The organism is Alteromonas infernus (assembly GCF_902705815.1).
Map to the genome: position 1 here is coordinate 43,501 of NZ_CACSIG010000018.1, position 13,520 is coordinate 57,020.

At 44.3% G+C, this 13,520-nt stretch carries 15 protein-coding genes; 12 read left to right on the forward strand and 3 right to left on the reverse strand.

Features of this window, described 5'->3' with window-relative positions; genetic code table 11:
* Positions 1-283: 283 nt before the first annotated feature.
* The 6 genes from ACX5J7_RS05305 (at position 284) to ACX5J7_RS05330 (ending at position 5,629) form a co-directional block, all read left to right on the forward strand.
* Entirely contained in the window at positions 284-1,402 is a 1,119-nt protein-coding gene (locus ACX5J7_RS05305; RefSeq protein WP_498706340.1) for a serine hydrolase, read from the forward strand.
* A 119-nt stretch (positions 1,403-1,521) separates the two neighbouring features.
* On the forward strand, positions 1,522-1,785 hold the full coding sequence (gene ybeD, locus ACX5J7_RS05310; RefSeq protein WP_015067116.1) for a DUF493 family protein YbeD: 264 nt from the start codon (positions 1,522-1,524) through the stop codon (positions 1,783-1,785).
* Positions 1,786-1,872: 87 nt separating this feature from the next.
* Positions 1,873-2,457, forward strand: a complete 585-nt coding sequence (lipB, locus tag ACX5J7_RS05315; protein ID WP_474376201.1) for a lipoyl(octanoyl) transferase LipB — start codon at positions 1,873-1,875, stop codon at positions 2,455-2,457.
* A complete protein-coding gene (lipA, locus tag ACX5J7_RS05320) occupies positions 2,450-3,412 on the forward strand; it encodes a lipoyl synthase (RefSeq protein ID WP_015067114.1) in 963 nt (320 codons plus the stop codon). The genes lipB and lipA overlap by 8 nt, the downstream gene beginning before the upstream one ends.
* A 298-nt stretch (positions 3,413-3,710) precedes the next feature.
* On the forward strand, positions 3,711-4,718 hold the full coding sequence (ansA, locus tag ACX5J7_RS05325; protein WP_015067113.1) for an asparaginase: 1,008 nt from the start codon (positions 3,711-3,713) through the stop codon (positions 4,716-4,718).
* A gap of 71 nt (positions 4,719-4,789) precedes the next feature.
* Entirely contained in the window at positions 4,790-5,629 is an 840-nt protein-coding gene (locus tag ACX5J7_RS05330; protein WP_020744731.1) for a DUF2797 domain-containing protein, read from the forward strand.
* A 91-nt stretch (positions 5,630-5,720) separates the two neighbouring features.
* On the opposite strand, the gene ACX5J7_RS05335 is transcribed toward ACX5J7_RS05330, so the two are convergent.
* Together ACX5J7_RS05335 and ACX5J7_RS05340 are read right to left on the reverse strand one after the other, a co-directional pair.
* Complete coding sequence (locus ACX5J7_RS05335) at positions 5,721-6,272, reverse strand: NAD(P)H nitroreductase (protein ID WP_498706343.1); 552 nt, start codon at positions 6,270-6,272, stop codon at positions 5,721-5,723.
* Positions 6,273-6,451: 179 nt separating this feature from the next.
* The gene (locus ACX5J7_RS05340) at positions 6,452-7,066 is read right to left on the reverse strand and encodes an HvfX family Cu-binding RiPP maturation protein (RefSeq protein ID WP_498706345.1); all 615 of its coding nucleotides are present in this window, start codon (positions 7,064-7,066) and stop codon (positions 6,452-6,454) included.
* 42 nt (positions 7,067-7,108) lie between these two features.
* Here ACX5J7_RS05340 and ACX5J7_RS05345 point away from each other — a divergent pair, with 42 nt between their 5' ends.
* The 3 genes from ACX5J7_RS05345 (at position 7,109) to ACX5J7_RS05355 (ending at position 9,895) form a co-directional block, all read left to right on the forward strand.
* Positions 7,109-7,294 carry a hypothetical protein gene (locus tag ACX5J7_RS05345; RefSeq protein WP_015067109.1) on the forward strand — a complete coding sequence of 62 codons (186 nt, stop codon included), beginning with the start codon at positions 7,109-7,111 and terminating at the stop codon, positions 7,292-7,294.
* Positions 7,295-7,496: 202 nt separating this feature from the next.
* Positions 7,497-9,362, forward strand: a complete 1,866-nt coding sequence (gene sppA, locus ACX5J7_RS05350) for a signal peptide peptidase SppA (protein ID WP_498706347.1) — start codon at positions 7,497-7,499, stop codon at positions 9,360-9,362.
* A gap of 77 nt (positions 9,363-9,439) precedes the next feature.
* Positions 9,440-9,895 (forward strand): SprT family zinc-dependent metalloprotease, encoded by a 456-nt coding sequence (locus ACX5J7_RS05355; RefSeq protein ID WP_071959157.1) that lies wholly within the window; start codon positions 9,440-9,442, stop codon positions 9,893-9,895.
* Between the two features lie 59 nt (positions 9,896-9,954).
* On the opposite strand, the gene yfbV is transcribed toward ACX5J7_RS05355, so the two are convergent.
* The gene (gene yfbV, locus ACX5J7_RS05360) at positions 9,955-10,404 is read right to left on the reverse strand and encodes a terminus macrodomain insulation protein YfbV (RefSeq protein ID WP_020743482.1); all 450 of its coding nucleotides are present in this window, start codon (positions 10,402-10,404) and stop codon (positions 9,955-9,957) included.
* 578 nt (positions 10,405-10,982) lie between these two features.
* Between yfbV and trxB the strand changes: the two genes are divergently transcribed.
* Genes trxB through ACX5J7_RS05375 form a run of 3 tightly spaced genes read left to right on the forward strand, consistent with a single transcriptional unit; the run spans position 10,983 to position 13,459 of the window.
* On the forward strand, positions 10,983-11,948 hold the full coding sequence (gene trxB / locus ACX5J7_RS05365; protein ID WP_020743481.1) for a thioredoxin-disulfide reductase: 966 nt from the start codon (positions 10,983-10,985) through the stop codon (positions 11,946-11,948).
* Between the two features lie 45 nt (positions 11,949-11,993).
* On the forward strand, positions 11,994-12,740 hold the full coding sequence (gene aat, locus ACX5J7_RS05370) for a leucyl/phenylalanyl-tRNA--protein transferase (RefSeq protein ID WP_015067104.1): 747 nt from the start codon (positions 11,994-11,996) through the stop codon (positions 12,738-12,740).
* Positions 12,737-13,459: an arginyltransferase gene (locus ACX5J7_RS05375; RefSeq protein WP_020743479.1), complete on the forward strand. Its 723-nt coding sequence runs from the start codon at positions 12,737-12,739 to the stop codon at positions 13,457-13,459. Before aat ends, ACX5J7_RS05375 begins: the two co-directional genes overlap by 4 nt.
* Positions 13,460-13,520: the final 61 nt, after the last annotated feature.

Genomic DNA, 13,520 nt, shown 5'->3' on the forward strand with positions numbered 1-13,520 from the left:
ACCTACTAAGACGTAAACTTTTTTGATAAAACCTAGTCTTATAAGCAGCCTTTCGTTAAGATCTCACGTTGCCTCTGCGATACAATGAGGCTGCAAAGACAGGATTCAGTTTCGAACTGAACTAAAGCTAAAAATGGGTAGTCTTGTTTCGCGGTCTTCGCGTTAATAAGGTAAGCTTTAACTCACACGGATATAACGGTCAAAGAAATTAGAACCATGCTCAGAATAATTCAACGCGCTAAACCGTCATTTACTTTTATTTGCCTTTTTGGTGTTAGGGACATTGTTACATACAGCCAGTGCTGCTGTAGTCACTCCACCTGCTCCATCAGTCGCTGCAGAAGGTTTCTTACTTACCGACTATGAAACAGGTCACGTCATCGCGTCGAAAAACGCAGATATGCAGCTTGCACCAGCAAGTTTAACAAAGATCATGACCATTTATGTGATTGGTAAAGAACTTCAAGCGGGCAATATTAGCCTAGATGATGAAGTTACCATTTCTGAAAATGCATGGGCTAAGAAATTCCCAGATTCTTCAAAAATGTTTATTGAAGTGGGCACGCAAGTTTCCGTTAGCGACCTACTGCGCGGCATTGTAGTGCAATCAGGTAACGATGCCTGCGTTGCTATGGCTGAACATGTTGCAGGTTCGGAATCTGCATTTGCAAGCATGATGAACGCTCACAGCGCCTCGTTGGGTATGACAGCCTCTCATTGGGTAAATGCTCACGGATTACATGATCCTGACCACTACACCACCCCTCGTGACATGGCTATTCTTTCTCGTGCACTTATTGCCGAGACACCTGAAATGTATAAAATTTACAGTGAAAAAGAATTTACCTACAACGGTATTAAACAGTACAACCGCAATAGCTTACTGTGGGATAAAAGCTTAAATGTTGACGGTATCAAGACGGGCCACACCTCAGATGCAGGCTACAGCCTAATTACATCTGCTGAGCAAGGCGGCATGCGCCTAATTTCTGTGGTAATGGGTACTGATAGCGAACGTGCACGTAAAGTAGAAAACAAAAAACTACTTAAATACGGCTTCCGCTTTTACGAAACGCTTACCCCTTATCAAGCGGGACACAGTTTTGTCGCCCACCGCATTTACATGGGTGATAGAGAAACGGTAGACCTTGGAATTAATCAATCTACCCCCATTACTATTCCTCGCGGTCAAGCGGCGAATTTGGAAGCTAACTTTGAGTTAGACGACAAACTGGAAGCCCCGCTAGCTAAAGGTCAAGTAGTCGGTAAGCTATACCTACAGCTAGAAGGTGAAGACGTGGCAAGTTACCCACTGGTAACCCTTCAAGAAGTAAAAGAAGGTAGCTTCTTCAACCGCGCCAAAGACTACATTATGCTTCAGCTAGGCTTTGACGACGAGTAAAAGCAAATAGATGACTACGCTTTAAAAAGCGAGTGATTAAAAAGCTAGTTGTGAAGCGGCCAGATTTGTTACAATCTGGCCGTTTTTTTATATGATATTTTAAGTACCAAGGATATCGCATGGATACCCGTTTCGACGAACTACTAGATTTTCCAACAAACCAAACATTTAAAGTAATGGGCGTAGCACACGAAGACCTACCAGAACAGGTAGTAAGCTGTCTTCAACAGCACGCGCCTGGCGATTATTCCCCGGCAGTTAAACCAAGTAGTAAAGGTACTTACCACTCGGTTTCAATAAGTGTACGTGTAACCAGTAAAGAGCATATGGAAACCATCTACACAGAATTAGCCAAACTTGAGCTTGTTAGGGTTGTACTATAAGTGAGTGACCAGCCGATTCAGCCTGAAGCGAATGGTGTTGTAGTACGCCAACTAGGCCGTCAGCCATATGAGCCTGTTTTCGAGGCAATGAAACGCTTTACCGATGAGCGTGACCAGCACACCCAAGACGAGATTTGGCTAGTCGAGCATGACGCTGTTTTTACTCAAGGACAAGCGGGGAAAGCTGAGCATATCCTTATGCCCGGCGATATTCCCGTTGTGCAAGTAGACCGTGGCGGCCAAGTCACCTATCACGGCCCGGGCCAACAGGTCATTTATTTATTGCTTAATATCAAGCGAAGAAAACTTGGCGTTCGTCACCTCGTTACAGCGATGGAAGAATCTGTGGTCGGACTTCTCGCAAAGTACGGTGTAAAAGCCTATCCAAAGCCCGATGCGCCTGGCGTGTACGTGGACGAAAAGAAAGTGTGCTCTCTTGGTTTAAGAATACGTAATGGCTGCTCGTTTCACGGATTGGCTTTAAATGTTATTATGGACCTATCACCGTTTCAGCGTATTAACCCATGTGGTTATGCCGGTATGGAAATGATAGATACCGCGCGCCTTAACGGCCCAAATACGCTTGAAACCGCTGGTAATGAATTAACGCATTTGTTGCTAGAAGCGCTTTCCATTGCACAGCCAATATATAAAGAAGGTTTTGATGAGTAACGCACGACCTCAAGCGGGGGTAAAACTCCGTGATGATGAAAAAGTAAAACATATTCCCGTCACCATTATTCCTACAGAAAAGGAAGAAATGCTGCGCAAGCCGGAGTGGATAAAAATCAAATTGCCTCGTACTACCGAGAAAATTGATCACATCAAGAAAACACTTCGCAAAAATAATCTTCACTCGGTATGTGAAGAAGCAAGCTGCCCTAACCTAGCCGAGTGTTTCAACCACGGTACGGCCACCTTTATGATATTAGGTGATATTTGTACCCGCCGTTGTCCTTTCTGTGACGTAGCTCACGGTAAGCCTTTGCCTCCAAGTGCAGAGGAGCCAGAGAAGCTCGCTAAAACGATTGCAGAAATGAACTTGCGCTACGTGGTTATTACGTCTGTTGACCGCGATGATCTTCGCGACGGTGGAGCCCAGCACTTCGTAGATTGCATTAATGCTATTCGCGAACACAGCCCAACGACAACCATTGAAGTATTAGTGCCAGACTTCCGTGGCCGTATGGACCGAGCGTTGGAGATTTTCAAAAACGGCGTACCTGATGTGTTTAACCACAACCTTGAGACCATTCCTCGCCTATACCGAGAATGTCGTCCAGGTGCAAATTACCAGTGGTCATTAGACTTGCTTAAGAAGTTTAAAGCGCAACATCCTGACGTAATGACAAAGTCGGGCTTAATGATGGGCATGGGTGAAGAGAACGAAGAGATTCAAGGGGTACTTGATGATCTGCGCGCTCATGATGTTGATATGCTGACACTCGGTCAGTACCTTCAGCCTAGCCGCCACCACTACCCAGTAAAACGCTATGTGCACCCTAAAGAGTTTGATGCGCTAGGCGATTACGCCAAAGAGATCGGCTTTACTCATGCAGCGTGCGGCCCCATGGTTCGTTCAAGTTACCATGCTGACCAACAGGCGGCGGGTAAAGAAGTTAAATAATGTCAACGCCATTTCATTAATTGAAATACGTTACCAATACGCACTGCAGATTTTAAAAAGCGATGATTTCATCGCTTTTTTTTGTGCTCATTTTCCGCCTTTTAACGTTTTATCGTGCACTTATAAAACGACATCGGCAGTAGAATTCGCTAGCCGTTATATTTATAAGCAGCAATTCTTGCTATGCCCTTTGCTTGCTAAATAATTACGGGTGACAAACCCGTAGGTATTGTTAGAATGCGCGAATTGTAGCTTAACTCCTTAAACACCCCCCAAAAAACAGGGGTGAGGTCATTTCATGCGCAAACATATTTACATTGCCTATACAGGCGGCACCATTGGTATGAAACCCTCTAAACAAGGTTACGTACCCGCTGCTGGCTTCTTAACTGAAACACTAAAAAAGATGCCTGAGTTTCACCGCTCTGAAATGCCCCTTTTTACCTTGCATGAATATGATAATTTAATCGATTCATCAGATATGGATCCGTCAGATTGGCAGCGTATCGCCGATGACATTGCCGATAACTACGACAAGTATGATGGCTTCATTATTTTGCACGGTACAGATACCATGGCATACACGGCTTCAGCGCTAAGTTTTATGTTAGAAGACTTAACGAAGCCTGTGATTGTTACCGGTTCACAAATTCCGTTAGCAGAACTGCGTTCAGATGGTCAGGTAAACCTGTTAAATGCCTTATTTGTGGCGGCAAACTACCCGATTGCAGAAGTAGGACTGTTTTTTAATAACCGTTTGCTTCGAGGTAATCGCAGCCGAAAAGTTGATGCCGACGGATTTAGTGCTTTTGATTCCCCTAACTTCCCTCCGTTACTTGAAGCGGGGATCAATATTCGCATTAAAGCAGGTACCTTGGCAGAAACACCTAACAATACCTTAACGGTATCTAGCGTAAAGGCCCAGCCTATTGGCATGGTAAGCTTATACCCAGGTATTGCCCCTGAGGTAATTAAAAACACGCTTCAGCAACCCGTAAACGCGCTTATATTGCTAAGTTATGGTGTAGGCAATGCGCCGCAAAACCCTGAACTTATCGCGCAACTTAAATACGCGAAAGCCCGTGAAATCCCTGTTTTAAACTGTACGCAATGCATGCGCGGGCGCGTAAACATGGGCGGCTATGCGACCGGGCACGGCCTACAAGAAGTTGGCGTATTATCGGGTAGTGATATGACGCCAGAGGCCGCCCTCGCTAAATTACATTACTTGTTAAGCAAAGGGCTTGCGTTTGAAAAAATCAGTCAACTGCTTACACAAAACTTGCGCGGCGAGTTAAGCGATTAACATACAATACCCGCAACGTTTGCGTTGGCAGGCACTAAAACGACAACGTTTTAAAAAATAAGGTTTTAAAAGTGACAACAACATATTCAGGTATGCTGCGAAAAATGCGCACCGCTGCCGATGAAGACAATACAGTACGCTATACACTCCCTATCGGTGACGAGTTTTTAGATATTAACAGCCTAATAGGTAAAGAAGTAACAGTAACCTTCTCGGGTGACATTAACTGTGTGCACTGTAATCGTAAAACCAAGAAAAGTTTTAACCAAGGTTATTGCTACCCTTGCTTAATTTCCTTGGCGCAGTGCGACAGTTGTATTATCAAGCCTGAGAAATGCCACTATCACGAAGGTACATGTAGAGAACCCGAATGGGGAGAAGAACACTGCTTCAGCGACCATTTTGTTTATCTTGCTAATACCGGTACGGTGAAAGTTGGAATTACCCGAATGGTAACTGATGGCGTGTCGACGCGATGGATGGATCAAGGCGCTACCCAGGCAACCGTTATGTTACGCGTGCCAGATAGACTAACAAGTGGGCAAGTTGAAACCTTGTGTAAAGACCACATTGCCGATAAAACAAACTGGCGCACTATGCTAAAGGGGAAACCAGAAGAGGTGGACCTTGAGCAAGTCAAAACGGAGCTAATGGAAAAGATTGAAAACGACTTAGCGGCGTTGAAACAAGAAAAAGGACTGCAAGCGGTGTCGGAAGTGAGTACGCCTATTCACGATATTCATTACCCTGTAGAAGACTACCCGGTGAAAATTAAGTCGTTAAACTTAGATAAGACACCGTCGTTTTCTGGCGTACTAACAGGTATTAAAGGCCAATATTGGATGTTAGATGGCGACCGCGTTATCAATATCAGAAAGTTCGCAGGCTATAACGTAGACGTCACATATTAGAATTATGTGACGTCTAAAGGTCTACTCGCATTTGCTTTTGCGTAAACGCTTGTAGACCTTTTAGCGTTTAGCAACCCACGAACGCGCCAATTTACTGCCAAAATTCGAAATAGTCGCCACTATTTCTCTGCGGCTTAGGCGCAGGTTCGAAGGCCGGCGTGCCAAGATACAAGAATCCAACCAGCTCATCGTCTTCGCTAAGACCTAAACCATTCCTTACCGTTTCGCATTGCGCATAATTGCCTGTGCGCCACATACCGTTAAAGCCCTGCGCAACTGCCGCCATTTGCATGGCCATAACGCCACAGCTGGCCGAAGCGATTTGCTCAACTCTTGGCACTTTTTCATGTTCAATATGCTTTGCAATTGCAACAACGACCATGGGCGCGCGATGCGGAAGATGCACTGCCCTTTCTATGTCTTTTTGTGGCTTACCGTTTTCGATAGCCGACTTTTCATACAATGCACCTAGCTTATCTAACCCCTTTCCCGTACATACAATAAAACGCCATGGTGTTAGACACGCATGATCAGGTGCGCGCAGAGCAGCCTGCATAATATTTTCAAGTGCATCACCACTTGGTGCTGGCGCTTCTAAACGCGGCTGAGAACTTCTGTTAAGTAACAATGTTAAAGCGTCCATCTACGTCCCTACATATCAAATTCGTGCGTAATCTAGAGCGTTAAAAGTCTCTAGTTACCTAAAAGCATACCCGTAAAAGCGGTATGGTTGGTTGTATGCTAGATCCTACGGTCCATAAACAAAAAAGACCAGAAATATCCGGTCTTTTAGCGCGTTAATCCAGCGCTGTATTGCTTGTACTATAAAGGCATTTTAGGCGCAAAAAATTGTTTAAAGTAATAATCGACGCTTAAAAACCGTCCTCCGCCATATACAAACAGAACCAATAGCATAACGAAATACGTCGCAGCAAATTCAATACCGTTATTCAGCACCACAAAGTTGCCGCTTGACGTTAACCATTCGTAATGGCCATGGTTTTGTAATAGTGATTTCGCAGCCGATAGTTTTTCGGGCGCAGCCATAACACTTTCATTAAGCACGATAGTACCGTCAGCAAGCCAAGACGACGCGTCAGCAATAGCCAACCAGCCATTATCAGCATGTACACTAACCATAGCAACGACCATAGTGATTATTAACGGGATACTGACTAGGCGAGTTAATGCCCCAAATAATAACAGTACACCCCCAACCAGTTCAGCGGCGGTGGCCAAAAATGCCATTACAAATGGTATAGGCAAGCCTAAACCGTAATCCTCATTTCCAAACCAGTCTACAATGCTGTCAAAACTAGATGCTTTATTCCAACCAGCTTGTATCATTACCGGTGCTAAATATAAGCGTAACAAAAATAGCGGAATGCCGTTGGCTAACTGTAGTCGTGCTACAAACTGTTGGTAAATTTTTATCATCGTTTTGCCTTTTTCAATATTTCAGAATAAGAACGGAGCAGTATGAAAAAAATTTCATCGCACAAGAATGCGCCTTCACCGTTCTCACGAATAATGCAAAAAGGCCAGCAAAAAGCCCGGTACAAGGAGCGCAACGGCAAGTTTTTAATGAGTATGAGTGAAGACGATCACACGCGTATAGCGCATCTTATTAAAAGGTGGCTAGAGGAAGACACTAAAACGCGTTAACGGCAGTTTAATAGCGAAATTATTGTTCTCGTGGCTAATTGTCCCTATTGATTAAGGTAAATCGAATGGCTGCACACAAAAAATTACAATTAAGTTCGCGATCTTATACGTTTTAGGTAACATAATGTAATGCAGTATATTGAGCAAGATACCCCTGACTGGTCTTGCTCTGATTAGTTAATTCAAAAAAGGTAGTGATCAAATGGCAGCCAAAGGAAATTGGACCAAATCCTTGTTTATTGGCTTGTGGACGGTGCTTAACTTCACCCGCAAACTTTTCTTTAATCTTATTTTCATTGTTATTTTTGTTGGATTGATTGTTGCTATAGCTGGTCAGGACAACGAGCAACTAACGGTAAATAAAGGCAGTGCACTTTTTCTAACGCTTAACGGCAAGTTGGTCATTGAAAAAGAAAGCGTTGATCCCTTCGAGCAGTTTTTACAGGAATCGCTAGGCAGTGAACCTGAAAACCCAGAAGTGCTTGTTCGCGACGTGGTAAAAGTGCTAGAGAACGCCCAAAAAGACCGCCGTATTAAAGCTCTGGTGTTAGATTTGCAAGGCTTTACAGGCGGTGGTTTAGATAAACTTCGCGCCGTAGCGAAAGCTATTGACGGGTTTAAAGAATCGGAAAAGCCGGTATACGCTATTGGCGATTACTTCTCACAGGACCAGTATTACTTAGCAGCCCATGCTGACAACATTTATCTAAACCCAATGGGAGGGTTGATGTTTGAAGGGTATGGTCGCTTCGGTATGTACTTTAAAGACATGCTGGAAAAGCTGAAGGTTACCACACATATTTTCCGTGTGGGCACCTATAAATCAGCGGTTGAGCCACTCATGCGCAACGACATGTCACAGGAAGCCAAAGAAGCAGAAAAGCAGTGGTTAGATGGCTATTGGGCTCAATACAAGGCTGACGTTTCAGCAGCCCGCGGCATTGATGAAGCTAATTTTGATGAAACCCTTGAAGGGCTTTTGGCTAAGTTTGAAGCCGCCGGCGGCGACTTTGCTCAATATGCCCTGCAAAACAATTGGGTAGATGCGTTAAAAACACGAGAAGAAGTCAGGCTTGAACTTATCGACATAGTGGGCGAAGACGACAATAAACTCGGCGTGAATTTAACGTCATTTAATACCTACCTTAAGGTGATTAATCCGACCATGCCGGCCATTGAATCTGATATGGATAAAGTCGCTATTGTTGTTGCCAAAGGAACGATTTTAGACGGCGATCAAAAAGCTGGCACTATAGGCGGCGACAGCACAGCACGTCTGTTAAGAAAAGCGCGATTAAATGACAACGTAAAAGCAGTGGTACTACAGATAGACTCTCCTGGCGGTAGTGCATTTGCATCTGAGGTTATCCGTCAAGAAGTACTTCAGCTTCAACAGGCGGGCAAGCCGGTTATTGCATCAATGAGCACTTACGCGGCGTCTGGTGGTTATTGGATTGCGGCAAGCGCAGATAAAATTATCGCAAGCCCGAGCACAATAACGGGCTCTATCGGTGTATTTGGTATGTTTATGACCTACGAAAATTCACTGGATTATTTAGGCATTCATAGCGATGGCGTCGCATCCACTGAGCTTGCTGGTTTTTCAACGGTTCGCCCGTTAGCACCAGAGTTTGGTCAGATTCTTCAGCGCAATGTGGAAAACACCTATGGTAACTTTCTGTCGCTTGTCTCTAACGCACGTGATATGCCAATTGATCAAGTAGACAGTGTAGCGCAAGGTCGCGTGTGGATTGGTGACGATGCGATTAACTTGGGGCTAGTTGATGAATTAGGTACCCTTGACGATGCGGTTGTTGCTGCAGCCGAAATGGCTGAACTAGAAAATTACGATACGTTTTACGTAAAGCGTACATTAACCGCTCAGGAAATATTCTGGAAAGAATTTTTTGGACAAGCAATGACATTTGTCGGCAAATGGCAGTTTGCGAATGCAGATACTGCACTGGTTAACGAGTTTAAGCGTGTACTGAAAGAGTTTAACTTGGTAAACCAACTTAACGATCCGAAAGGCACTTATGTTCTTTGCTTACCCTGCGACGTTGAATAACGGGCAAGCAAGAAAAACTTTCTTAACAAAGAGGCAGTAAGATCGCTTCAAATGACTTAACCCAAGAACAGCGTCGTGTGATTACCGACGCTGTTTTTCGTTGCTATGATAAAGCGGAGCACTATTTTTCTCGTTCTTTCGAACGCCCCGCCATTACATTCAGACGTTCCGGTAAAAACGCGGGTACCGCATTTTTGCAACAAAACCGCCTTAACTTCCACCCTATTTTATACAAAGAAAATAGCGAGGTATTTATACGGGAGGTGGTGCCACACGAAGTGAGTCACCTGCTAGTATGGATATTGTTCGCAAGGGTTCAACCCCACGGGAAAGAATGGCAATCGGTGATGCGGGGGGTGTTTGACTGCTCCCCAAGTGCAACGCATCAGTTTGATGTAAAGCGCGTAAGCCGCTCTTTTAGCTATAAATGTGATTGTGACACTTATGCGTTAAGTACGCGCAGGCATAATAATATTTTAAAAGGTGCCCAGTATAAGTGTAAGAAATGCAGCGCCTTGCTTAGAGCAGCCTAATTGGGGTAAATTTGGAAACACAAGGCTATTAATATTGCTTTGCCATTACGTGCTTTCGACTAATTAAACCAGTGTTTAGTAAATACGCTGTCTAAATCGTCAAACGCTGTCTTGAGAAGTTGCGCTAGCTCTTTGTATTTTGGTTTAGCCTTAGCACTAGCAATATTCACCCCTTGGGCGCGCATTTTAGCGTGAATCTCTTGATACCAACTTTTTAGCTGCGGCGGAAGGTATTGATCTGAACGATGACCAAGCCAAAGTAACCCTTGCATGGGTAAACTTAGAAAAAATGCACCTATAGCGATGGTCTGGGGTAAATAGTCAGCGCCTAAATTCTGAAATAAAAGCGCACAGGAAACCATAGCAACCGGAGGCATGGTCTTAATCGCAAATTTGGTTGCAGCAACCACACGGCACTCTGGGAAAAAAGCGTAAAGCTCTTTTCTAACAGGCCACGTCTTCATGTACTGCTGACCGTTTTTCAACATTGTCACTACTGATTGAGACATGGCCCACCTCTTTCATCTAACTATTTGACCAACTCTAGCGTTTTCATATTAACTTGCTGCACCGTATAGCTGATTGCTCATATACATTGGCATTTGGTTACGCTAAGCCTTCACACTACGTCAAGTATATACGATGTAGCAGCAAATTTGGTCGCATCTTTAGTTTAGTTGCCTCAATTTAACGTAATGGAAGATAGCAAAGTCTGAGAAAAAATAACCAAGGTTTACCCCTTTTTGAGTGGCTTATTTCCCAATATATATGGGCGCTAACGCCTTGGATTCAAGCTTTATCTCATTCATTTAATAATTAAATGGTATAAGCATTGGCTATCTTTAAGTGACATTTTCTCAGCTTACGGGCATCATACGCATTAGAGTCCTAGCGATGTGCAGTACTACGTTCTTATCACGGCCTTTAAACTTTTGATGTGATAGTTCACTGCAATTTCCCGCTGGCTAACAACCATAATAAAAAGTAACTAGGTGTTGTGCTTGATTTAATAATTTTCGCCCCTACCTAGCTTTCTAAGAGAATTTGTATAAGTAGCCCGATTCGGGCGAAATATTTGGAGAGGAAAATGGCAGAAAGCAGACACGTCCGTCTACTTATCTTGGGTTCTGGCCCAGCAGGTTACTCAGCGGCGGTTTATGCTGCACGCGCTAACCTTGAACCTGTACTTTTAACTGGTATTCAACAAGGCGGACAGCTTACTACCACAACAGAAGTAGAAAACTGGCCTGGCGACCCTGAAGGTCTTACTGGCCCAGATCTCATGGTTCGTATGCAAAAGCACGCGGAAAAGTTTGATACCGAGATTATTTTTGATCATATCAACAAAACAGATCTGACTAAGCGCCCTTATACCCTTTACGGCGATAGCGGCACCTACACTTGTGATGCACTAATTATTGCAACAGGTGCCTCTGCGAAATACCTGGGCTTAGAGTCAGAGCAAGCGTTTATGGGTAAAGGCGTATCAGCGTGTGCAACATGTGATGGGTTCTTCTACCGCAATCAAAAAGTAGCGGTTGTTGGTGGCGGTAACACGGCCGTTGAAGAAGCGCTTTACCTTTCTAATATTGCCTCTGAAGTTCACGTTATTCATAGAAGAGACAGCTTCAGAAGTGAAAAAATACTTGAGCAACGTCTTCGTGAGAAAGCAGAGAACGGTAATGTTGTGTTACACCTAAATCGTACCCTTGATGAAGTGCTAGGCGACGAAATGGGCGTTACCAAGATACGTATCAAGGAAACCGAAGGTGATGCAACCGAAGAGCTAGACGTAATGGGTCTGTTCATTGCTATCGGTCACAAACCAAATACCGATATTTTTGATGGTCAGCTTGAAATGAAAGATGGCTACATTACAGTGAACAGCGGTACGAATGGTAACGCGACACAAACCAGCGTTGAAGGTGTATTCGCAGCGGGTGACGTAAGCGATCACATCTACCGTCAGGCAATCACTTCAGCGGGCACAGGCTGCATGGCCGCCCTTGATGCTGAAAAATACCTTGACGGTATTATGCCAGAACAAGGTTAAGTACCTTATTTGAAAGCCCTACGTTACTGTGGGGCTTTTTTACTTATGATAGCGTTACATTATATTGAAGAAGGCGCGCCCTTCCCGCCTGTTGATACCGCGTTAGAAGACCCAAACGGTTTACTTGCCTTCGGCGGCGATTTAAGTCCTGCTCGCTTATTTTCCGCATACTCCCAAGGCATATTTCCGTGGTTTAGTGATGATGAACCGCTACTTTGGTGGTCACCGAACCCTCGGGCAATCATCGAGCTTAACGAGTTTGTTCCGTCAAAAAGCCTTAAAAAATTGGCTCGCAAACAGAAATACACGGTAACGATAAATCACGCATTTGACCGCGTTATAAACGCCTGCTCCACAATACCTCGCAAGAACCCGAACACGGGTGATTTTTCAGATGAGACTTGGATAACTGAAGATATGATAGCCGCATACAAGCAGCTTAATGGTTTAGGTCTTGCCCATTCTGTTGAGGTATGGCATGACGACGAGTTAGTAGGTGGCCTATACGGCGTTGGTATTGGTAAAGTCTATTGCGGTGAGTCTATGTTTCACCGTGAAAGTAACACGTCAAAGCTAGCTATGCTGGCGCTAGTTGAGCATATGAAAGCTTACGATATGGCGTTTATCGATTGCCAATTGCCCACTGACCACCTTTCTTCATTAGGTGCTAAAACCCTCTCAAGGGAAGACTTTATTGAAAAATTGGAAAACAACAACCACACTTTAACAGATGACGGTAGGCTTCACGAAGACTACCTAGCCCGTTGGAAGCCAAGAGTGATTACACCGTGAAGTTTGGTATAACCCAATCGTTTTCATGTAGCTATTTGCCTGAACAGCAGGAGCAACTGTTAGTTTATGCTGAAAATAACAATTCTCAGCAGTGGCATTATTCGCAGCTTATTCAAGTAGGGTTCAGACGCAGTGGTGAACAAATATATCGCCCTCACTGCCCTGCCTGTAAAGCGTGCAAATCGGTAAGGATCCCCGTTTACGAGTTTACCCCCTCTCGCAGTCAAAAGCGTCTGCTAAAAAGTAATCAGAACTTTAGCGTCAGGCTAGTCGATAAAACCCGTGACGATTACTATCCGCTGTACGAGCGCTATATTACTGAGCGTCATGCTGATGGCAGCATGTACCCCCCGTCGAAAACCCAGTTCGATAACTTCGTACAAAGCGAATGGATGACTACCCATTATCTTGAGGCCTACCACGGCGAAAAACTTATTGCTGTGGCTGTCACTGATATTATTGATGCCAATAAAAACATGAGCGCGCTTTCGGCGCTGTATACATTTTTTGACCCTGACTATAGTCCAGCGTCTTTAGGCACATGGATGATTTTGATGCAGATTGAACAGGCTAAGCGTTTAGGTCACCGCTACGTGTATTTGGGCTATTACGTTGATGGTTGTCAAAAAATGTCTTACAAGCATAAATTCTTGCCGTTTGAGCAGTTTAGTGACAATGAATGGCATCTATTTAGTAAAAGTAGTAAAATACACACTTAATTGCTTTACACCGTACCCAAGATTGGGTAAGGTCTGCGCGGCAAAAATTTTGAATTACTGA